Consider the following 22,204-nt stretch of genomic DNA (forward strand, 5'->3'; position numbering starts at 1 on the left):
AAAAAAAATCATCCGAACGACTATGCCGTTAGGAATAAGCTCAGTGAGGGCGCCCATATCATCATGCGTTAGGCGAACTGCTATTCCGTGAGAAATAAGCACTCAAGCAATTCGTCGCATTAAAATATGATACAATATAAAAACGTGTGCTCTAGTGCAACGATTGTTTGAAAAATCAAAAGGGGTCGATCGGTTTCGACGGCGATCTGTTCGCCGCGGGGAAGCGTGCCGAGAATGCGGAAGTCCACTCGTAAACGTCCTTTCGCAAAAGAATAAGTGCTAAATCTAATCGCACTGAGTTCGCTCTCGCTGCCTGAGCTTCGCGCCAGGATTAACCAGTGAGCAGCTGCTCCGTTCACCCACTCACGTCTTCGGAGTGGTGCTGAACGTCATGAGAAGACTTGCTTGAATTGCCGAGCTGCAGGGCAATTCAGGGACTTTGACTGTAGATATGCTCGCCATGAATTGTCTGCTATAACATGGGGGCAGAAAAACTGCCGTGCGGCCAGCAGACTACGCACGTAGAAGACCGAGGGTACGGTCACCGGACCGGGGTTCAATTCCCCGCGACTCCACAAACGCAATAACGCCACTGCTTAAACAGTGGCGTTATTTGTAGTAAACCCCAATGTTTCCAAGATTTAAGTTAAGCTTCGAAAGCATCTCCGAGATGGTGCTGAGTAGCGTGCTCAGTAGCATCAGAACTATTGCAATCAAACTCCCCCGCATCCGCAGCAGCAACAATCGCGAGCGCAGCTTCCGCAAGATCCGGTCGCAACGCGTCCAACCAGTGGATGCGAGCATCCCTACCAAACCAACCCATTTGTTTGCGTGCAAGTCGTCGAGTTTTTTGTGCAATATCCGCAAAAGCCTCATCCTCGCTCCACACGCCATCCAAATAATCCATAATCTGCTGGTAGCCAAGAGCACGAGCTGCAGTCACACCCAATCGCTCTCGAATCGCGCGCACCTCATCCACAAAACCCTGCTCACGCATAATTTGCGTACGTAAATCCACGCGCTTATCTAAATCTTCACGACGCAAATCTAAGCCAATTTGCACGCAATCAATCACATACTTATACTTCGGAAGCGTTGCGGAATAAGGCTTTCCCGTAAGCTCAATCACTTCAAGCGCGCGAATTGTACGTCGCGGATTGCGCGCATCCATATGAGCCGCAGCAACCGGATCCTTTTGTTGCAACTCATCAAACAGCGCACTCGCTCCCTCTTTGCGCTCGCGCTCCTCCAAAGCTGCACGAATAGACTCATCCGTGCCTGGAAATGTAATATCATCCACAGCAGCACGAGCATACAATCCCGATCCTCCAACTAAAATCGGCCTCACACCACGCGATTGCAACTCACTAATACACTGCCTGGCTAAAACTTGAAATCGCGCAACCGTCATCGTTTCTTCAGGATCAATTATGTCAAGCAAATGGTGTGGTACTTCCGCCTGCTCCTGCGCACTCGCCTTAGCCGTGCCAATATCCATGTAACGATACATTTGATACGCGTCTGCGTTGATGATTTCCGCACGAATCCCACGCTCAGCTAATTTTTTCGCAAGCGCAATACCAAGACTAGTTTTGCCTGAAGCCGTAGGACCAACTATTGAAATTACTTTAGGAATATTATCCTGCTTATTTTCAGACAAAATACACTCCTCGTCAAAATACTTTGCTAGATTTTGCTTGCGCTCAATTACCTAAGATATTTATATCACGCTTTGCAAAGAATATTACATTTACATACGCACTCCCAGACGTTTAGCAGTTTTTATAGTATTATTAAAAGACGTGATACTTGATCGTCATAACCGCGTAAACGCAGCAGAACTCTATGCGCGTCTTCATAGCAACGAAGCAGCTAATGAAAGCAGCAACGTTAGCAGCAATGTTGACAATACAAAAAACCAACAAAATTGCTCCCAATGCGGCAAAACTAATTCGCTTATGCTTCCTGAAGACCAAATCGACGAATTTGTAAACATGATGCAAATTTACGAAGGAGCAATGTACGAAATAAGTACGAAGCTCGAGATTCTAGATAGCGAATTTCAGGTGCGGTTCTCTCACGACCCAATTCATCACATGGAGCGTCGTCTTAAATCAGTGCACTCAATTTTTGAGAAACTGCAAAGGCGTCATCTAGATATTTCCACACGCTCTATACGCGATAATCTTTTCGACGTAGCTGGAATTCGCGTAATTTGCAACTACTGCGACGATGTGTATTCTGTAGCGCAATATCTTTCTAAACAAACAGACATTCAAGTATTGCAAGTTAAGGATTATATTAAGAATCCAAAACCTAATGGATACCGCAGTTTGCACGTAATTTATGCAGTTCCTGTGTTCTTGTCTTCTGGAGCACACTACACGCCAGTTGAAGTGCAATTCCGAACTATTGCTATGGATTATTGGGCTAGCTTGGAGCACGCTTTAAGATACAAAGCCGGTTTGCCGGATGCAAAGTTGGCTGAGCACTCTCAAACTTTGCTCGATTGCGCGCATAGCTTGCAAAATATTGAAACACAAATGCAAGGTATTCACCGCGATATTAATGGTGCTCCTCAAGTTGAAGAAGCACCTAATAGTAAGGCATAATATCAATACGAAGCGCAAGCTTATGCCATATTAGGCGTAATCTTATGCAAGACTAAAACCAGCTTATTGTACGAACGTATAAATTATGCTGTATTTTTTTAGCATTTTCCCAGATGCTTTAATTATAATTATGTGAGAACGTTGTCTTGACAGCGTTTTATTTCATAGCTGTTAAGGAGAAATAATGACAAACTTTACTCAAGATTATTACAGAAGCGGTGCTCCTGAAGTTATTGACACTCAGGCAACATATGCTTTTGAAGAAGCAAAAAGAGTTTCAGTAGGACGCACTTATGGCGAAATGACGCTTGGATTGATTGTTACAACTCTTGTGGCACTGTTCACTCAGAGCGGTAATTTCTGGCTTAGATTTATGTTTGCAACCCGCGGATGGGGTTGGATAATGTTGGCAATTGCTCAGGTTGTGATAGCAGTTGTTCTTGGAACACGCTTAATGAAAATGAGTGAGACAACAGTACGAGTTTTGTTCTATGCTTATGCTGCTTTAACAGGATTTACTTTAAGCTCAGTCTTTCAAGTATTTAGCCTTGGATCTGTGGCATTAGTATTTGCTTTAACTGCAGGATTCTTCCTGTGCTTGACAATGCTTGCACTTACTACAAAAAAGGATTTGCTTAAAGCTGGTCCAATTTTAATGGTTGCATTACTTGTATTCGTTGTTGCGCAAATTATTATTTCGTTTATTGGGCAAGATACTGGAACAATGCGTCTTATGGCTGGAATTGGCATCGTTATTTTTGCAGGTTTAACAGCTTACGATGCTCAGCAAACTCGCGCATTACTTGCACAATATGAAAATCAGCCTGAAATGGTTAAGAAAGTATCTATTTTCTGCGCATTCCAACTGTTCTTGGACTTCATTAACATGTTCATCTACTTGCTAGAGTTGCTTGGAGATAATAGAGATTAGCAATACTAAAACTAACATACGTGTGTTAGTTGCTTAGCTATTTAACCCTGCCAGATTAGTATTTGGCAGGGTTTTATTATGCTCTCTGTACTCCAAACGCGAACGCGTTAACAGTGCCGAGCGTTACTAACACCCATCTCTCACACACTTCTCAAATCACCTACCAGAGACAGACACTAACACAGTACGCAATCTGCACCAGTGTCCCAAAACAAGCAAAATGAGACACTAACACAGAACACAAACTGCACCAGTAACGAAAAAACAGTGGCGCTCACGTGGGTAACGCGCTCGCTTACGAAACTCGCGTTGGAAGTCCCCCGGACTTCCAACCTAAGCGAGTTTCCGCTCCGAGTTGCTTTCTCGCGCTAAATCGCAGCGCTCAAGCAGGTCGTCGCGCCAACGTGAGCATCAAATCCCGCGATTGGAGCTCCAAACCCACCAAAACACTCAAAACAAGAGAACACTACCCCACTAATCTGCCCTGCCTTCGTCTTTTTATTGACGAAGGCAGACCTCGCTTGCGTTGAAAGCACACTGTGCTTTCAACCCTGAGCAAGCTCGGCGCTCCGAGTTGCTTTCGCGCGCTAAATCGCAGCGCTCAAGCAGGTCGTCACGCTGATAAAACAAGCACATACAACAAAAGACCCCACGAGAGTTTCCTCGCGGGGTCTTTATTAAGCCTTAGCTAATATTTTTCAGTTAGAAAAATACTAGGCAAGAATCTTGGTCACACGACCGGAACCAACGGTACGGCCACCTTCACGAACTGCGAAGGTCAAGCCCTCTTCCATTGCGATTGCCTGGATCAACTCAACAGTGAAGGTTGCGTGATCGCCTGGCTGAACCATCTCAACGCCGTCTGGCAAGGTGATAACGCCGGTGACGTCGGTGGTGCGGAAGTAGAACTGTGGACGGTAGTTGGAGAAGAACGGCGAGTGACGGCCACCTTCGTCCTTGGTCAAGACGTAAACTTCGCCTTCGAACTTGGTGTGTGGGGTCACAGAACCTGGAGCAGCCACAACCTGACCACGCTCAACATCAGTACGGTTGATACCACGGAGAAGAAGACCAGTGTTATCGCCAGCCTCGGCCTCATCCATCTGCTTGTGGAAGGTTTCGATGGAGGTAACGGTGGTGGTCTGAGTTGGACGCAAACCAACGATCTCAACTGGGGTGTTGATTGGGAGCTTACCACGCTCAACACGACCGGTGACAACGGTACCACGACCGGAGATGGTGAACACATCTTCGATTGGCATCAAGAATGGCTTGTCAAGATCGTGAGTTGGGGTTGGGATGTACTCGTCAACAGCCTTCATGAGCTCCTTGACGGTCTCTACCCACTTCTCATGATCTGGAGCGTCATCGTGCAAAGCACCGTAAGCAGAGGTGCGGATGACTGGGCAGTCGCGATCGAAGCCGTTTTCTTCGAGGAGGTCACGAACCTCTTCTTCGACGAGGTCGATAAGTTCTGGATCATCAACCATATCGCACTTGTTCAAAGCAACGAGGATCTTCGGGACACCGACCTGCTTAGCGAGCAAAACGTGCTCACGGGTCTGAGCCATAGGACCATCGGTAGCAGCAACCACGAGGATTGCGCCATCCATCTGAGCAGCACCGGTGATCATGTTCTTCACGTAATCAGCGTGGCCTGGAGCGTCCACGTGAGCGTAGTGACGCTCAGCGGTCTGATACTCGATGTGTGCGATGTTAATGGTAATGCCGCGTTCCTTCTCTTCTGGAGCGGCATCAATCTGATCGAAGTCATACTGAGGGTTCAGATCTGGATACTCGCCATGCAGCACCTTAGAAATAGCCGCGGTCAAGGTAGTCTTACCGTGATCAACGTGACCAATGGTACCAATGTTAACATGCGGCTTAGTACGCTCGTACTTTTCCTTTGCCATGTGTTTGTCCTCCTGGACGTCTCGTAGTTTGCCTCACACATTTGTGAGAGGTCTTTCGCTACATATTACTGGGTTTCTGGGTTAGGTGCCACTTCGGTGCCAGAACCCAGTCAACGTAGGAAATTCTAGCGTTGACCGGGGACAGAAAACACCGAAGTAGCGTGCGCTTTATTCGCCGCGCTGAGCCTTAATAATCTCGTCCGAAACGGCCTTCGGAACCTCCGCGTAAGAGTCCATCTGCATGGTGAACATTGCGCGGCCCTGAGTCTTGGAACGAAGATCGCCAATGTAGCCGAACATTTCGCTCAGCGGCACCTTGGCGTCGATAACTTTCACGCCAGTGGCATCAGTCATAGACTGGATGTTACCGCGACGAGAGTTCAAATCGCCCATGACGTCGCCCATGTACTCTTCTGGAGTACGGACTTCGACAGCCATAATTGGTTCGAGAATTACCGGATTAGCCTTAGGAGCAGCTTCCTTGAAGCACATGGAACCTGCGATCTTGAAGGCCATTTCCGAAGAATCGACATCGTGAGTCTGACCGTCGGTGACGGTTGCCTTTACACCCACAACTGGGAAGCCAGCCAAAACGCCGGATTCCATAGCTTCCTGCACGCCTGCATCGATTGAAGGAATGAATTCCTTGGTGATGTGACCGCCGGTAACTTCGTTGACAAACTGGTAGGTTTCGCCAGATTCTGTGTCGAGAGGTTCGAAGTTCATCAAAACCTTTGCAAACTGACCAGAACCACCGGTCTGCTTCTTGTGAGTGTATTCCTGGTTCATAACAGCCTTACGAATCGTCTCACGGTAAGCAACCTGTGGCTTACCAACATTCGCTTCGACCTTGAACTCACGACGCATACGATCAACGATAATGTCAAGCTGAAGCTCGCCCATACCGGAAATCAAAGTCTGACCAGATTCCTCATCGGTCTTAACCTGGAATGTAGGATCCTCGTCAGAAAGCTTAGCCAAAGCCAAGCTCATCTTTTCCTGATCAGCCTTCGTCTTTGGCTCCACAGCAACCTCAATAACAGGATCTGGGAATGTCATGGATTCCAAAGAAATTGGGTTCTTTTCGTCGCACAAAGTATCACCAGTGCTGACGTTCTTCAAACCAACGAAGGTGTAGATGTTACCAGCTTCAGCTGAATCTACAGGATTTTCCTTATCAGCATGCATCTGGAAAATCTTACCAACGCGTTCCTTCTTGGACTTCGTGGAATCGTACACGGAATCGCCTGGCTTTACTTCGCCAGAGTAAACGCGCACGAACACGAGCTTGCCATAGAATGGATGGGTTGAAATCTTGAATACCAATGCTGCGAATGGATCTGTATTAACTGGCTTACGGTCAATTTCAACAGATTCGTCGCCTGGCTTGAAGCCCTTAATAGATGGAACATCTTCTGGGCTTGGGAGGAAGTCGACAACAGCATCCAGCATTGGCTGAACACCCTTATCCTTGAATGCAGAACCGCAAGTTACTGGGAATGCCTTACGCTCAATGGTAAGCTTACGGATACCAGCGCGCATTTCTTCTTCAGTAAGTTCGCCAGTTTCGAGGTACTTCTCAACCAGCTCATCGTCAGCTTCAGCAACCTGATCCATAAGTTCAGCACGATACTGCTCTGCACGTTCCTGCAAATCTTCAGGAATGTCAACGGTGTCATAGTGAGCACCCATATCGTCCTTAACGTCATTCCAGACGTAAGCCTTCATACGAATCAAGTCAACAACGCCAACGAAGTCGTTTTCAGCACCGATTGGAAGCTGAATAACGAGTGGAGTTGCACCGAGCTTCTCCTTGATGGTCTTGACGGAATAGTAGAAATCAGCGCCAAGCTTATCCATCTTATTGATGAAGCAGATACGTGGGACGCTATACTTATCAGCCTGACGCCACACGGTTTCAGACTGAGGTTCCACACCTTCCTTACCATCGAAGACTGCTACAGCACCATCGAGCACGCGAAGGGAACGTTCCACCTCAGCGGTGAAGTCCACGTGACCTGGGGTATCGATGATGTTGATCTGATAGCGGTCATCAACGTCATGAGTTTGACGCTTCCAGAAGCAGGTAGTTGCAGCAGACTGAATAGTAATACCGCGCTCCTGCTCCTGAGCCATGAAGTCCATGGTAGAAGCACCATCATGAGTTTCACCGATTTTGTAGTTCTTACCAGTGTAGTAAAGAATACGTTCGGTGGTAGTAGTCTTACCAGCATCAATGTGCGCCATGATGCCGATATTACGAACCATATTCAGGTCGTTAAGCACATCTTGTGCCATATTCTTATCCTTAGCTCTTTAAGATACCGATTATCTTGTGGATTACCAGCGATAGTGAGCAAAAGCCTTGTTTGCTTCTGCCATCTTGTGGGTATCCTCGCGGCGCTTCACGGAAGCACCCAAGCCATTGGAGGCATCGAGAATTTCGTTGGCCAAGCGCTCAGCCATAGTCTTTTCACGACGAGCGCGTGAGAAGTCAGTAAGCCAGCGGAGGGAAAGAGTGTTTGCGCGAGCAGGCTTAACTTCGACTGGAACCTGATAAGTTGCACCACCAACGCGGCGAGAACGAACCTCAAGATTTGGACGAATGTTATCAAGAGCGCGCTTCAATACAGAAACTGGCTCCTGCTCGGTCTTTGCCTTCACCTGCTCAAGAGCGGTGTAGACGATGTTTTCTGCGATGGACTTCTTACCATCGAGAAGGATTTTGTTAATCAACTGAGCCACGACGGTCGAGCCGTAGATTGGATCAGGAAGCAGTTGATGCTTTTTTGCAGGTCCTTTACGTGACATGTTTTACTTCGCCTTCTTTGCTCCATACAGGGAACGACCCTGCTTGCGGTCCTTGACACCCTGGGTATCTAATGCGCCACGCACGATGTGGTAACGCACACCTGGGAGATCCTTCACACGGCCACCACGCACGAGCACGATGGAGTGCTCCTGCAAGTTGTGACCTTCGCCTGGAATATAGGCGGTTACTTCAATACCAGAGCTGAGGCGCACACGAGCAACCTTACGAAGCGCGGAATTTGGCTTCTTAGGAGTGGTGGTGTATACACGGGTGCATACGCCACGACGCAGCGGGCTACCCTTCAAGGCCAAAGTCTTTGACTTTTTCGGCTTGGCCTGACGTCCTTTACGGACAAGTTGTTCAATCGTAGGCAACTTAAGTTCTCCGATTCATTGTTATCTTCTATTTGGTGAAAACCGCCACACTGCAGCACACCATAACCAAAGAATCGGTTAAAGAGTAAAAGCCACAGTCCACCGGCCCGATGGCCCTCGCACCTCCAGCCACACATTACTGCGCGCTATCTTTGGCACTTGGGATATCCCAACCAACACGCCTATAACATAAGGCATGCTGTTGGCACACACGAGTTACTATTATACACCTAATCTTGACAATGCAATTAATAAAGTTTTAAAACTCTATTTAAGAATTGGACGCACAGGAGCAGACACATCTAAGCTGCGTTTATTGCCAATTTTACTAGGATCATCAATAATCTTGGCAACAATAGCTTTCTTTAACTCAATCTGAGACGAATTGCCCCATATGATAGTTTTTTTAACATCCCCTAATTCTGTTTCGACAGAATCTTGAGTTTTTGCACTAACTTTCGTAACTCTAGCTCGCAAAGATTCCGAAAGTGAACTAACAATTTTTACAGCTTCAAGTACCGCTCTATTATTCAAGCTTCTTTGAACATTTGAAACTTCAATAACAGGTATTCCTTGCGTTGGAACTTGAGCTACGGCATTTAACACGCGACCTTTAGCGTCAACAGCAGTTAATTTATTGCTATCTCGAGTTTTGAGCATTGCTGCAGGACGTTGCGCATGTACAGAAACATGCAAACCATTAGGGAAATTCTTAGAAACTTTTGCTTCAGTTACACCAGGAATATCGTTAAGTTGGTTAATTACTTCTTGAGAAGAAACTAAAAATAGCGATTTACCAACCTGAGTTGACGCAATTGAAGCAATTTTTTGCTCACTCACCCACTCGTTAGAACCAGAAATACTTATATCGTTAGACTTAAGAAGAAAAACTGGCGAGAAGAATAAAAACCAAACAATCGCTGAAACAGAAGCAATCACTGCAAGAATTGCAAGAATTCGTTTAACAGTAAATTGCAAATAAGCAGATTTACGTTCTTTCAAACGCTCTCGAAAATTAATTATTCTAGGACGAGTAATCATTCCAAGAGAACCAGAAGTTTGACTTAAAGTTTTTCTTACAAAATCAAGCTTCGGCAAAAGTCTAGCGTCAACAAACTTACCTTGATGATTTTTTTCATTGATATCAGCTACTCGTATTTGCGATGTGTTTTGGCTGATTATATGCCTTTGAAAACGCTGGTCTTTGCGCAACGACGAAGCAGATCTAGGTTTAGAAATATGAATTTTTTCATCACGCGTTTTTTTGATACTAGATTTTTTTATATTAGATTTTCCGATATTAGATTTCGCACCACGAGCTACACCACTACGCAATTCATTATTAAGCAATTCAGCACTACGAGACGCACTGCTACGAGACGTAATGCTGCTGGATTTATTACTACGGGACTCTTCAGTACGCGCAATATTAAGACTTGAAACGGTACGACGATGCGAATTATTTGCATCAGCATCGTACGATTTGCTTGACCTCACGCGACCCATAATTACCTCTCGTAATAATCTATTTATATTTTAATCGCTTAATTTCAAAGCACTACAATGCTTCTAGCATAACAGACGTCATAGCAGTAATACTTCCTGCACCAACTGTAAGCAGCACATCACCAGATTTTGCACGCGAAGCCAGTTTCAACGCAGCTTCGCGCATATCGTCAACCGCTTCAATTTTTACATCAAGATTCTGCGATTTTGCAGCTTTAACAATAGTTTCAGCATTAATATTTGGAAAATCTTCCTGCTTTTCGCGAGCTGGGAAAATTCCTGTAACAATTACATCGTCTGCAAGAGCCAAAGATTTTGCAAACTCACTAGCAAAAGCCCGCGTTCTGGAGAACAAATGAGGCTGAAACAGCACGCGAAGAGTAGAAGAAGTGTACTTTCTTCGAGCAGCGCGCAATAATGCAGCTATTTCAGTTGGATGGTGAGCATAATCGTCCACAACTGTCACACCATCAACACATCCACGAATATCAAAACGACGAGACGCACCTCGGAAGCTTTCTGCACCACGAGCCGCATCTTCTGGATTCATACCGAGCAATACTGCAGCAACAATCGCTGCAGAAGCATTAAGCGCATTATGCAAACCTGGTATTAACAAGCTAACTTGCACCTTGTTCGAACATTTAGCATGTTCATCCAAAATTTTTTCTGGCAATACAAGCGTAAACATTTCGCGACCACTTACAGCTTGCTCATTTTCATGCTCAATACTTGCGAACATAGCTAATTTTTGTACGCGCGAGCTGAGTTTTAGGCTCCAAGTATCCAAATTACCGTAAGCAATTGTTTTGTTTAAAATATTATCCGGCATAGCTTCAAGTACTTTTCTAGCACCTTCGTCTTCTGCACAAATTATTACGTTATTAACAGCGTGACTTACGTGCTCAACAAATGCTTCTCTGTATCGTCCACTAGAGCCGTAATGATCCAAGTGATCTGCTTCAGCATTTGTTACGATTGCAATACTTGGGCTGTATTTTTCAAAACTTCCGTCAGATTCGTCAGCTTCAGCAACCATAACAATTCCATTGCCAGCATGACCGCCGTCTAAAACTGTTCCGTCTGCGGCTTGAATAGATCCGCCGATTGCGTAGCTTGGATCAGCCAAATCGCCTACTGCAGCCACAGTTAATATATGAGAAAGAAGTGAGCTAGTAGTTGTTTTACCATGCGCTCCAGCAACAGTCACACCAGTTTTTGCAGATAATAATAACGCAAGAATATCGCTGCGATGAACAAGTTTTATGCCGCGCTCATGTGCTGCCATAATCTCCGGATTGCTCGGTTTAATAGCACTTGAATACACGAGTACATCTGCATGCTCAACATGTGAAGCACTTTGTCCAATTTCTACTTCAATACCTAATTCTTCCAAGCGTTGAGTGTGATCATTTGCTTCACGATCGCAACCGCTTACGCTTACTCCCTCTTCATGCAACATTTCTGCCAGAACACTCATTCCAGCTCCGCCAATGCCAATAAAATGCGCTCGCCCTAGTTTTGAAATAGTTTGCGAATCATCAAACGCTGATTTTACTGGGTTTAAATCAATGTTGTTATGAGATGAAGTTGTATTGCTATTAAGATTAGTCATTACTTTCTGCCTTCTTTTGCGATTTCAAGAATACGCTTCGCCATAACGTCTGCAGCATCACGAATACCATAATTCCAAGATTTAGTGCGCATAGCTTGTAATTGCTTTTTGTTTTGCAATAAAGCTAATCCTTCATCTATAAACCACTTCGCATTGAAATCAGCATCATTTACCATTAATGCTCCCCCTGCATTTACTACAGGCTCAGCATTGAAACGCTGCTCGCCGTTGCCAATAGGCAATGGCACGTATACAGCAGGTAAGCCAAGTGCAGAAATTTCTGCAACCGTTCCAGCTCCTGCACGACATATAACTAAATCTGCACAAGCAAAAGCCCAATCAATACGCTCTAAATATTCTGCAATATGATAATCGCCACAACCAGCATGCTCTGGTTTAATATCATTTATTTGCGATTCGCCTACTTGCTTTGCAACTATATTTCGCACTTCTTCCGCTTTTGCGCGACCAGTTAAGTGAATTACTTGCGCATGTTTTAAAATATCTCCTGCTGCTGCAGCAACAGCTTGATTTATGCTTTTTGCACCCAAAGATCCGCCAGTAACAAGAATAATTGGACGTTTAGGGTCAACGCCAAGTTTTTGCGCACCTTCAACGCGAGCGGAATCATAATCTTTTTCTAATCTTTCACACAATTGAGAAATAGCAGGTCTAAGAGGTAAACCAACTCTTTCAACTTTGACACCTTTTCGTGTGCGCAAATCAGTATTCCCATAAACTGTTCCAACAGCATCAGCCCAACTTGCGCCCAAGCGATTTGCCATTCCAGATTTAGCATTCTGCTCGTGAATCACAATAGGAATATGCTGCGCATGAGCTTGAGAATATACTGGAGCAGAAGCATAGCCACCGAAGCCCACTACTATATCTGCTTTTCTAGCGGCTAGTATATTTCGCACTTTGCGTTTTTCGCGCATCCATCGAATTGGAAACTTAATTGCATCTAGATTTGGCTTACGCGGGAACGGCACTTTTTCTATAGTGTCAAGTTCGTACCCTGCATTCGGAACAAGACTTTTTTCCAAACCAACTTCTGTGCCAATTACACTAATTAACGCTTCAGGATTGAGCTTTTTAATAGCGTTTGCGACAGAAAGCAAAGGATTGACATGACCTGCAGTGCCCCCGCCTGCAAGAACAATATGCACTTCATGCTCAATAGCATTATCAAATTTCATTTCACTACCCTTGTTATAACTTTCATATTATAAAAAGTTGTAAATACTTACTACTTCGATATAGTAAGTTGCGGATTGGAACGCATAAGACCATCAGCTACGCCAATTGCGACCAAACACATAACAAGCGAAGAACCACCTGCGGACACAAACGGCATAGGCACTCCCATAACCGGAAGTATTTGCACAACAACAAGAATATTAACTAATCCTTGGCCTACAATCCACGTTGCAATACACATTAATGTGATTGAAATAAATTGCGATTTCGCTTTTAATGCTGAAGATAGTATGCACCAACCAATAATTACGTATAGCAAAATCACTGCTGCTGCAACCAAAAAGCCCATCTCTTCGCCAATAATAGCGAAAATAAAGTCATTGTGAGCGTAAGGCAAATAATTCCATTTTTCACGAGAGTTTCCGATGCCAACGCCTAATAGTCCACCAGAAGCCATTGCATATTGAGCGTGAATTGCTTGGAAACAAACGCCTTTAGCTGATTTTGCATCACATCCGTGCAAAGTAGCAAGAATACGTCGCATACGATTTTGGCTTGTTAAAACCAAAAGAGCAACCATTATGCAAGCAATAAATATGCTTCCAACAAGCCATTTTGTTGGGAATCCACCTAAGTAGAAAGCTATAAGTGCAATAAGAATAATAATTAAAGCAGTACCAAGATCCTTACCTGCAATAACAAGCAACAACGATACGCCAAGTCCTGCTGCTACAGGAATATACGCGCGCATTTGCACACGCTCATATGCTTGTTTTGCAGCAATCAAAGCTACTGGAAGCCAAATACATAATGCAAGTTTTGTAATTTCTGCAGGCTGCAAAGTCATAGGGCCGAAAGCAATCCAACCAGCATTACCATTAACTTCACGTCGTAAACCTGGAACAAATGTTAAGAACTGTGCAATAACAGAAATAATGTAAATAACAGCAACGTATCGTCTATAAACTGTAACTGGAAGTCGAGAAGCGAAAATATAGCCAATTAAGCCTAAAACGCAATACATTGTTTGGTTTACGCCTTGACCCCAAGGTGCAATTCCGTAGGTGATCATAGTTACTGAAGAACTAGAAAACACCATAAATAAGCCGAAAATCGACAGTATAACCACTGATACTCTCATGCCGTATAAGCACCACAGTGGGTTAGTTAAACTGCGCAAGCCAACGTATTTCTTTAATTCTGAATCTTGAGTTTTGCGCTCTAACGAGTTTTTTGAGTAGTCTTTTTTCGAGGAAAATATTCCAGATACAGTATGCGCTAATTTTGCGTATTTGATTGACTTTGCCGGCTTTGCTGTATTTGCTGGCTTTGCTGTATTTGCTGGCTTTACTGTATTTGCTGGTTTCGCTAGCTTTGCTGGTTTCGCTGGTTTCGCAGCTTTCGACTTCTTTACATCTTTTACAAATTTTACAGATTCATTTAAAGAAGAACCTACAGATTTGCCAACTTTAGTAACAGAACTACTTACGGACTTACTTACAGACTTTCCTACAGATTTGCCTAATTCCTTACCCGCTTTGCTTGCATACGCTCCTGCTTTGCTTACGGACTCGCCTACTTTACTTGCTGAAGTTCTAATAGATTTTTTAAAAGATTCAAATTTTTGCTTTTGGGAAGAATGAGAAGAATCTGAATCTGTTTCAATATGATCTTCCATAATAACTTCTGAGACTTTGCACGCTAATGAACGCAAAAACTTTTTAGGCTTATTACTGTTGAATACCATGATTATGCACCCATCGTTGAGATTCTTTAGCAAAACGATTGCCGCGATCGGCGTACGAAACAAATTGATCCATAGAGGCACAAGCAGGAGCAAGCAGAACAACATCACCAGGCTTAGCATAACGCCCAGCAGCTTCTACAGTTTGACGCATAACAGTCTCACCGAATGAAGAATCAGGATTTACAAGCGAAGTATTCTCAACATACTCACAAACTAAGTCATCAACGCAATCATATGATTTAGCGCAAGAACCATCCTGTGAAACAATAGTTACTGGAATGTGAGGAGCTGAACTGTGAAGAGCTTCAACAATTGGACGTTGATCTATTCCAATAACAACAACTGCTTTAATCACATGAAGTTGGTTTGCAATTAAATCTTCAAAATGACCACCTTTAGCTAAACCGCCAGCAATCCAAACAACCGAATTATTAGCAAAACTAGCTAAAGATGCACAAGCAGCATGAGCATTAGTTGCTTTAGAATCATCTACAAATCTAATACAATGCGAAGGATTTTCATCTTCAGACATCAAAGTCGCAACTGTTTGAATGCGATGACCTCCAGGAGCAAACTCGCGTAAAGCACGAACTGAAGAATCTACGTCACCAGTTAAACCTAAAGCTAACGCTAACGCAGTAAGAGCATCAGCTAATAAATGCGGATACACACTGCCATCAGGCTCGCACAGATGTTTTAGCTCACGCAATTCGACAATAGGTTTTAGAGTGCCTTTAGTTCCTCCAGCAACACCGCTGTTATCGACAATCCAACCATCTTTTACGCCAATTTCACCATCTTTAGGCTCTTCTAACGTAAAACCAATCTTTTTACAGCCATCAGCAACTTGTGCACAATCTGCCAATTTGCTTACACGCTCATCTTGAGCATTGTAAACCAAAGCTTTTTGCACATTATTAAATACTTTTGACTTGTCACGAGCGTACGCTTCCATGCCACCATGCCAATCTAAATGATCAGCAGCAATATTAGTAATAGCAGCACAATCAAGAGCTAAAGAATCAGTGAAATGCAATTGGAAAGAGCTTAATTCAACACATAAGGCATCATGCTCACATTCCAAAGCAGCATGTGACACAGACTTTCCAATATTTCCCACAGCTGGAGCATTTAATCCGCAAGCGGTTAGCATTGCAGAAGTCATTTCTGTAGTAGAAGTCTTACCATTTGTGCCAGTAACGCCAATCCAATAAGCAGGTTTATTCGTGCGCTTAGAAGGTACGCGCAAGCGCCATGCTAATTCAACTTCGCTCATTATTGGAATATTGCGCGATGCAGCTTCTTGCAAAAATGGCGTGCGAGGGTTAAATACTGGAGATGTAACAACAGCATCGATTTTAGACCAGTCTATTGCTGAAAAATCATGTATATCGGCATCAGGCTTATTTTCGTCTGCAGTCACAGGCTCAGATCCAACAGCGCACAAAACCTCAGCTGCGCCACGACCAGAAACTCCAAGACCTGCAACTAATACACGCTTAAAAGCAAATGCTTTATCGCTTGTGCACGACTTACAAGTAGATTCAGACGAAACAGATACTTCATTGCCATCGACAATATTCATATTGAAGCCTTCCAATTTTTGAAATTAAATAAGCAAGCCAGAATGCCCTGCCCAATCGGCGTAGAACATCATAAGTGCAGAAAGCACAAACATAAGCTCAATCATCCAGAATCGCACAACAACCTTAGTTTCCGTCCAGCCGAGCAATTCAAAATGATGATGAATAGGAGCCATTTTGAACACACGCTTATGCGTAGCTTTAAAGAATCCAACTTGAATAACGTCACTTGCAGCTTCCATTACAAATAATCCACCCAAAATCACAGCCAAAAACTCTGTGTGAGTTGCAATAGAAAGAGCTGCAAATAATCCGCCTAAAGCCAACGAACCAGTATCTCCCATAAATACTTGAGCAGGATTCGAATTAAACCACAAGAATCCAAAGCAAGCAACAGCAGCACAAACAGCAATAATAGTTAAATCGAGAGGATCAGAAACAGCGTAAGAGAATCCGAAATGACCGCCTCCGCGCACATGGTAGCTTTCCCAGAAAGCAATCAAAGCGTAACCAGCAAAAGCAATCATAGAAGATCCAGAAGCTAAACCATCAAGTCCATCAGTCAAGTTTACAGCGTTAGACCAAGCAGCAATAAGGAAATTAACCCAAACAATAAATACTACAATTCCTACACCGTTGCCGAGTATAGAAAAATCAAAAAATGGTTTTTCAATAAAACTCATTCCAGGTTGAGCGCTAGCAATACCAGATTGAGTTGGCAATAGCAATGACAAAAGCGCGTAAATACTTGCAAAAATAATTTGACCAGTAAACTTCGCATGTACAGAAAGACCAAGATTCTGCTTTTTACGAACCTTAGCAAAATCATCAATAAAGCCAAGCAAACCCATTGAAAGCATTGCAAACAGCACCAAAACAGCAGACCATGAAGGCGAGCGACCAACAGAAACATATCTATAAAGAGCAGAAGCAGCCCAACCTGCTACTACAGCAAAGTTAATAACAACACCGCCCATAGTTGGCGTGCCGCGCTTTACTAAATGAGATTGTGGTCCATCTTGGCGAATGTACTGACCGTAGTGCAAACGATGCACTAAACGAATAAGCAAAGGCGTGCCAACAATCGTAACTACGAGCGACACCACAATTCCTACAATAAGCGCAATCACCGCTTAACCTCCGTTTACTGTTCCGTTTGCTATAATACTTAATTTATTAATTTCACACTTATATTGAGCATCGAGCAGTTAAATATTTGCCCAATGTTCAGCAAGCACACTCAAGCCTGAAGCATGAGAGCCTTTCAATAACACAACACTACTCGGATGCTCGGCCACAATTTTCCAAACAATATCATCAGCCTCATCCGCACTGTGCACAAAGTAGACTGCATCGTGAGAAGAAAGTAGTTTATTATTCCAAGAAGAACGTGCACCTTGAGCAATACAGTGAGCTAATTTATCTAAGTCAGAGTCCGTTTTTGAACCAACAGCAACAACTGCATCGACACTCGAATTTGCCACATATTCTCCAATATTTGTGTGCAATTCATCTTCGTTGCTGCCAAGCTCCAACATAGAACCAAGAACCGCTATACGGAAAGGTTTCGAAGATGCACTACAAGAATCATTTTCATAGGCGCACAAACCATCGATTCCTGCTTTCATAGAATCAGGATTTGCATTAAAGGAATCATCAATAAGTGTAAATTTCTCGTCATTCTTAGAAACTGTACTCAATTGCATGCGATGCGGGCTAATATGCGAAACTTTAGACAGCACAGAAGCAATATCATCTAAAGTCATTCCCAAATATCTAGCAACATTTGCTGCTGCAAGCGCATTCATAACATTATGCTCGCCTTGTATAGCAAGATGCACTTCAATATGATTCATTAGATCAGAAGAATTACTACGTTCAGTGGTAGTAAAAACTGCTTTACCAAAAGAATCTAACTTTATATTACTAGCTGAAAGTTGGTAGTCATCTTTACTAGCTGATTCCAGCAATCCGTTTTTAACATTTCTACCGAACCAGCGCACATGCTTATTTTCTACAAGACAAGACATTGCAGAAACTCGCTTATCGTCGGAATTTAATACTGCTATGCCATGTGGCAAAAGCCCACGCACAATCTCACTTTTTGCTTGCGCAATGCGCTCAACTGAGCCAAATTCACCTAAATGAGCCACACCAACTTTAAGCACTATTGCGAGATCCGGAGGAGCAATATGAGTTAAATTGGCAATTTCGCCAACATGATTAGCTCCCATTTCTGCTATTAAAAATCGAGTATTACTGCCAACTTGCAAAGCAGTAAGAGGCAAACCAATATTATTATTAAAAGATCCAACAGGAGCAACTGTTTCGCCTAGCGTGCTCAACAAAGCCTTCAACATATCTTTCGTTGTTGTTTTGCCAACGGAACCAGTAATACCAATAATAGTGAAAGGTTTGTTAAGATTGCGGCGAAGTTCCAAATTATGTTTAGCTAGCAAGCCCAGCGCTTCTATAGAATTATTCACAACTATTTGATTGAGATTAGTGCCTTCGACAACATGTTCAACAATAGCTACAACAGCTCCAGATTTTTCAGCATTCTTTACATAATCATGACCGTCAACATGTTCACCAACTATAGCTACGAACACAGAACCGTTACGGATTTGACGAGAATCACTAAAAACGGAATTTGCAACTAAATCTGTGTCACAACTATTAAACTCGTGTATTTCCCCATGAACAGCTTTAGCAATTTCGCTTATGCTCATAGGCATCATATCGGCATGATCTAAACTCTCAGCATTGCTGGCACACGAAGTTTCAACACAACTCATAACATCCTCCAAATTAGCCACATAATTAAAAGCTCTTAAACAAAACTCACGCAATTAATTTATTTGAAAACTCGAATGAAATCAGCATAATTCAGTGCAGTTCATGCGAAACTCGCAGCGCACTTTTAATAGTCCCACGACGAACACCAGCAGCTAACACCATTGCAATAGATAATGAAAGATGCCGCTGCACATCATTGCCACCAATTTGATCCGCTAATTCAGCTAATTCGTCAGACTCAGCCGATCTAGTAACACAATAAGCGTGCTCTCTTCCAGAAAAACCATAACGTTGACGCAACGCATAAAAACTCATGCCGGTTGCATATGCCGGGTAAAGCGGTGAAGAAGATGCCTTTGCACTAACTTTCACATTTGAGGCTGCATCTTTAGATTCAGAATTAGTATCAGAACTATCTTTAGACTTAGCATCAGATTGAGAATCAGACCCTGCGCCAGAATTGCTTTCATTCTGAGTTTGCTCAACGCCAAGAACATCAATACTGACGGATTGTAACGCGTTCTTAGCTAAAGTTGCAGAATTAAGTGCAATAACAACAGCTGCAGCACCATCTTCTGCACACACAGATAAAGCATGCTGTACATCTGCAATATTTAAAGGATATTGCAAAGACAATTCGCGCTGCAATGAAGTAGATCCAGCATCACTAATAACACCAACAGGATTACCTAACATATGCAAAAAATCAGCTAATCGCAAAACATTAGCATGGATCTCATCATCATCGTCACCAGCAATCGCAAATATTGCAACGCATGAAGAAGGATCTGCATTAATATCACAAGCAAGCTTGCCCAAAGCAACTGGATTAGCAGAAGAAACAAGCAAAGGCAGACCTAAATCTGCAGCCTCACCACGAAATTCTGGTGAAACTAATGCAGCATATGCCCCAGCATCACGTGCAGCTTCAAGCTGACGACGATCGATATGACCAATTGGCACAAATAATCCACCAGGACGCACATGACGCACATCATGAGCAATAGAAGTAATAGTTACCTCTGAAGCAAACGCAGGAACAACTTCAAAACCATAATTTTTTGCAGCAAAACCTAGCGTCACTCTAATTCTAGAGTATTCATCAACCGCACTCATTGCACACCCTACTTTATAGATAACAACATTGTAATGCGTACACTACCAATTCACAGGAACAGGATTTGTGCGTGGAGAAGAAGCTGGAATATCATACTTTTGCATTAAGAATTCTCCAATAGTTTTGAACAGTGGACCTGCAGTCATACCACCATAAATACCTTGTGGATCACGCAAAACAACTGTTATGACGAAGCGAGGATTATCCGCTGGTATAGCACCCGACCAGTCGCTGATTGTAGAGCTAAGTTTACCATCAGCGCCAGCAACTTCAGCTGTACCACTCTTTGCAGCAACACGATAACCATCGACACCAGCAAATCTGTGATAATGCTCACCAGAATTTTCCAAAGCATTCATCATTTGTGCAGCAACATTTTCATCCAAAACGCGCGTTCCTGCAGGACGAGGAGACTTCGTAACTCTACCATTAGAATCTATAACGGATTTAACTATTGACTGACGCAACCTAACGCCTTTATTTGCAATAGTTGCAATCGCATTAGTAAGCTGCAAAGCATTCACAGCATAACCCTGACCAAACAGAACGGTATCTTTCTTACGACCATCCCAAGCTTGAACGCTAGGAAGCAAGCCACAAGATTCTCCTTGCAAATTCAATCCCGAGTACTGACCAAGACCAAATTTATAAAGATACTCATAGCGTTTATCTATCGGATATTTTTCACCAGCCATAACCATACCGACGTTAGAAGATTCCGAAAGAATACCAGCTAATGTCCAACGCTCAACACCATGGCTAACAGCATCATGGAATGCTTGACCGTTCTTATTAAGAGTATTAGGAACAGCAAATTTATCAGTAAGCTTATGCGCACCAGTTTGTAACATTCCAGACATTGAGAAAGCTTTACCAATAGAACCAGGCTCAAAGGTTTGGCTTACAGCTCTAGAAACATTCACCTTAGCTTGCGTTGTTCCAGCTTTAATCTCATCAGTATCTTCCAAAGCAAGTATTTCGCCAGTACGAACATCTTGCACTATTGCAATACCCCAAGTTGCATGATATTTTTTCTTGCCATCAAGCAAAACTTTTTTAACATACCAATCGACATCGCTATCGATTGTGAGCTTAACATCACTTCCGTTGATTGCAGGCTTAGATTCAGTTACAGTACCAGGAATTTTCTCATTTCCTGCATTATTACCTTGATAACGCTGATATCCGTCCACGCCATTCAAAGTTGCATCTTTAGTAAATTCAAGACCAGTAACACCAACCTCACCTTTACGATCTTTAATATCTTTACGATTAACTTCATCGGCATTAGCAACAGCACCAATAACAGATCCAAGAATAGGTCCGCTTGAATATACTCGTTCACTACTGTTCTCTGCATAAATACACCCAGAAAGATTCAAATCGTCAATGGCACGTTTCATTGCAGGAGTCACGTTACGTTTCAATAAAACGTAACGACCAACGCCAGCCAGTTTTCCACCAAGTTCTACAGAACTCATGTGCAAAATCGGAGCAAGCAAACGGGCGACCGCCACAGCGCCCGTGCCTTCTACAGGCTTGCCATTAAGCATATGACAGTTATGCTCGGTTTGTTTTGTGCAAGGAGTCGGAACAAAAGCCTGAGCATTAAGTGGATCTCCAATAATATTAAATCGCTCAACACTTTGAGCCAACACAGCACCATTAGCATCAAGTATGCGCCCACGACGTGCAAGAATTGGTCGCACACGACTACGCTCAGCCTGAGCTGCTTGTGCAGTTGAGCGAGCATTAATAATCTGTATAAAACTTAGCTTTACTATTGCACCAACACCAATTAACGCAAAAACAATTGCAATTACGGTGCACTTACGCGCAAATATCTGCTGAGGAGCGAAACGTTGTTTGATTAAGTGGCGCATCAATGTTTCTCCTGTTTTGCTTTCTGTTGATATTGACGATTTTGTTGGTCTTGTTTTTGAGTTTTATTTGAGTTATTTGTTTGTTTTGAGTTATTTGTTTGTTTTGAGTTAT

General features: G+C 43.4%; 16 protein-coding genes and 1 other RNA gene. 3 read left to right on the top strand and 14 right to left on the bottom strand.

The window, feature by feature from the left end:
- Positions 1–181 precede the first annotated feature (181 nt).
- Positions 182–578: a transfer-messenger RNA gene (gene ssrA / locus A5295_RS01845) on the top strand.
- A gap of 68 nt (positions 579–646) precedes the next feature.
- Here the strand turns inward: ssrA and miaA are convergent.
- A complete protein-coding gene (gene miaA / locus A5295_RS01850; RefSeq protein ID WP_064621564.1) occupies positions 647–1,660 on the bottom strand; it encodes a tRNA (adenosine(37)-N6)-dimethylallyltransferase MiaA in 1,014 nt (337 codons plus the stop codon).
- Positions 1,661–1,802: 142 nt separating this feature from the next.
- On the opposite strand from miaA, the gene A5295_RS01855 reads away from it, so the two are divergent.
- Entirely contained in the window at positions 1,803–2,612 is an 810-nt protein-coding gene (locus A5295_RS01855; protein ID WP_004108491.1) for a GTP pyrophosphokinase family protein, read from the top strand.
- Positions 2,613–2,796: 184 nt separating this feature from the next.
- Positions 2,797–3,543, top strand: a complete 747-nt coding sequence (locus tag A5295_RS01860; protein ID WP_004108493.1) for a Bax inhibitor-1/YccA family protein — start codon at positions 2,797–2,799, stop codon at positions 3,541–3,543.
- Between the two features lie 713 nt (positions 3,544–4,256).
- Here the strand turns inward: A5295_RS01860 and tuf are convergent.
- The 13 genes from tuf to A5295_RS01925 all read right to left on the bottom strand — a co-directional run bounded on the left by tuf (position 4,257) and on the right by A5295_RS01925 (position 22,092).
- Positions 4,257–5,456, bottom strand: coding sequence for an elongation factor Tu (gene tuf / locus A5295_RS01865; RefSeq protein WP_004118785.1), 1,200 nt, complete (start codon positions 5,454–5,456; stop codon positions 4,257–4,259).
- 168 nt (positions 5,457–5,624) lie between these two features.
- On the bottom strand, positions 5,625–7,754 hold the full coding sequence (gene fusA, locus A5295_RS01870) for an elongation factor G (protein ID WP_004107409.1): 2,130 nt from the start codon (positions 7,752–7,754) through the stop codon (positions 5,625–5,627).
- Between the two features lie 42 nt (positions 7,755–7,796).
- Positions 7,797–8,267 (bottom strand): 30S ribosomal protein S7, encoded by a 471-nt coding sequence (rpsG, locus tag A5295_RS01875; protein WP_012914396.1) that lies wholly within the window; start codon positions 8,265–8,267, stop codon positions 7,797–7,799.
- Between the two features lie 3 nt (positions 8,268–8,270).
- Positions 8,271–8,642 carry a 30S ribosomal protein S12 gene (gene rpsL / locus A5295_RS01880; RefSeq protein ID WP_003813881.1) on the bottom strand — a complete coding sequence of 124 codons (372 nt, stop codon included), beginning with the start codon at positions 8,640–8,642 and terminating at the stop codon, positions 8,271–8,273.
- 267 nt (positions 8,643–8,909) lie between these two features.
- Positions 8,910–10,148: a cell division protein FtsQ/DivIB gene (locus A5295_RS01885; protein ID WP_064621565.1), complete on the bottom strand. Its 1,239-nt coding sequence runs from the start codon at positions 10,146–10,148 to the stop codon at positions 8,910–8,912.
- A 52-nt stretch (positions 10,149–10,200) separates the two neighbouring features.
- A complete protein-coding gene (gene murC / locus A5295_RS01890; RefSeq protein ID WP_064621566.1) occupies positions 10,201–11,763 on the bottom strand; it encodes a UDP-N-acetylmuramate--L-alanine ligase in 1,563 nt (520 codons plus the stop codon).
- The gene (locus A5295_RS01895; RefSeq protein ID WP_064621567.1) at positions 11,763–12,962 is read right to left on the bottom strand and encodes a glycosyltransferase; all 1,200 of its coding nucleotides are present in this window, start codon (positions 12,960–12,962) and stop codon (positions 11,763–11,765) included. The genes murC and A5295_RS01895 overlap by 1 nt, the downstream gene beginning before the upstream one ends.
- Positions 12,963–13,012: 50 nt before the next feature.
- Positions 13,013–14,260 carry a putative peptidoglycan glycosyltransferase FtsW gene (locus A5295_RS01900; RefSeq protein WP_231875273.1) on the bottom strand — a complete coding sequence of 416 codons (1,248 nt, stop codon included), beginning with the start codon at positions 14,258–14,260 and terminating at the stop codon, positions 13,013–13,015.
- Between the two features lie 433 nt (positions 14,261–14,693).
- The gene (gene murD, locus A5295_RS01905; RefSeq protein WP_064621569.1) at positions 14,694–16,295 is read right to left on the bottom strand and encodes a UDP-N-acetylmuramoyl-L-alanine--D-glutamate ligase; all 1,602 of its coding nucleotides are present in this window, start codon (positions 16,293–16,295) and stop codon (positions 14,694–14,696) included.
- 24 nt (positions 16,296–16,319) lie between these two features.
- A complete protein-coding gene (mraY, locus tag A5295_RS01910) occupies positions 16,320–17,423 on the bottom strand; it encodes a phospho-N-acetylmuramoyl-pentapeptide-transferase (protein WP_004108513.1) in 1,104 nt (367 codons plus the stop codon).
- A gap of 78 nt (positions 17,424–17,501) precedes the next feature.
- Positions 17,502–19,091 carry a UDP-N-acetylmuramoyl-tripeptide--D-alanyl-D-alanine ligase gene (gene murF / locus A5295_RS01915; RefSeq protein ID WP_033888465.1) on the bottom strand — a complete coding sequence of 530 codons (1,590 nt, stop codon included), beginning with the start codon at positions 19,089–19,091 and terminating at the stop codon, positions 17,502–17,504.
- Between the two features lie 91 nt (positions 19,092–19,182).
- Positions 19,183–20,208, bottom strand: a complete 1,026-nt coding sequence (locus A5295_RS01920) for a hypothetical protein (RefSeq protein WP_004108517.1) — start codon at positions 20,206–20,208, stop codon at positions 19,183–19,185.
- A gap of 42 nt (positions 20,209–20,250) precedes the next feature.
- Positions 20,251–22,092, bottom strand: a complete 1,842-nt coding sequence (locus A5295_RS01925; protein WP_012914402.1) for a penicillin-binding protein 2 — start codon at positions 22,090–22,092, stop codon at positions 20,251–20,253.
- Positions 22,093–22,204 lie beyond the last annotated feature (112 nt).

This window comes from Gardnerella sp. 26-12 (genome assembly GCF_001660745.1).
Lineage (GTDB): Bacteria > Actinomycetota > Actinomycetes > Actinomycetales > Bifidobacteriaceae > Bifidobacterium > Bifidobacterium swidsinskii.

Excerpts from the sequence above, each read along its gene's own strand:
- A5295_RS01860 (WP_004108493.1), top strand. The coding sequence starts at position 2,797 with ATGACAAACTTTACTCAAGATTATTACAGAAGCGGTGCTCCTGAAGTT.
- tuf (WP_004118785.1), bottom strand. The coding sequence starts at position 5,456 with ATGGCAAAGGAAAAGTACGAGCGTACTAAGCCGCATGTTAACATTGGT.
- fusA (WP_004107409.1), bottom strand. The coding sequence starts at position 7,754 with ATGGCACAAGATGTGCTTAACGACCTGAATATGGTTCGTAATATCGGC.
- rpsG (WP_012914396.1), bottom strand. The coding sequence starts at position 8,267 with ATGTCACGTAAAGGACCTGCAAAAAAGCATCAACTGCTTCCTGATCCA.
- A5295_RS01885 (WP_064621565.1), bottom strand. The coding sequence starts at position 10,148 with ATGGGTCGCGTGAGGTCAAGCAAATCGTACGATGCTGATGCAAATAAT.
- murC (WP_064621566.1), bottom strand. The coding sequence starts at position 11,763 with ATGACTAATCTTAATAGCAATACAACTTCATCTCATAACAACATTGAT.
- A5295_RS01895 (WP_064621567.1), bottom strand. The coding sequence starts at position 12,962 with ATGAAATTTGATAATGCTATTGAGCATGAAGTGCATATTGTTCTTGCA.
- murD (WP_064621569.1), bottom strand. The coding sequence starts at position 16,295 with ATGAATATTGTCGATGGCAATGAAGTATCTGTTTCGTCTGAATCTACT.
- murF (WP_033888465.1), bottom strand. The coding sequence starts at position 19,091 with ATGAGTTGTGTTGAAACTTCGTGTGCCAGCAATGCTGAGAGTTTAGAT.
- A5295_RS01920 (WP_004108517.1), bottom strand. The coding sequence starts at position 20,208 with ATGAGTGCGGTTGATGAATACTCTAGAATTAGAGTGACGCTAGGTTTT.
- A5295_RS01925 (WP_012914402.1), bottom strand. The coding sequence starts at position 22,092 with ATGCGCCACTTAATCAAACAACGTTTCGCTCCTCAGCAGATATTTGCG.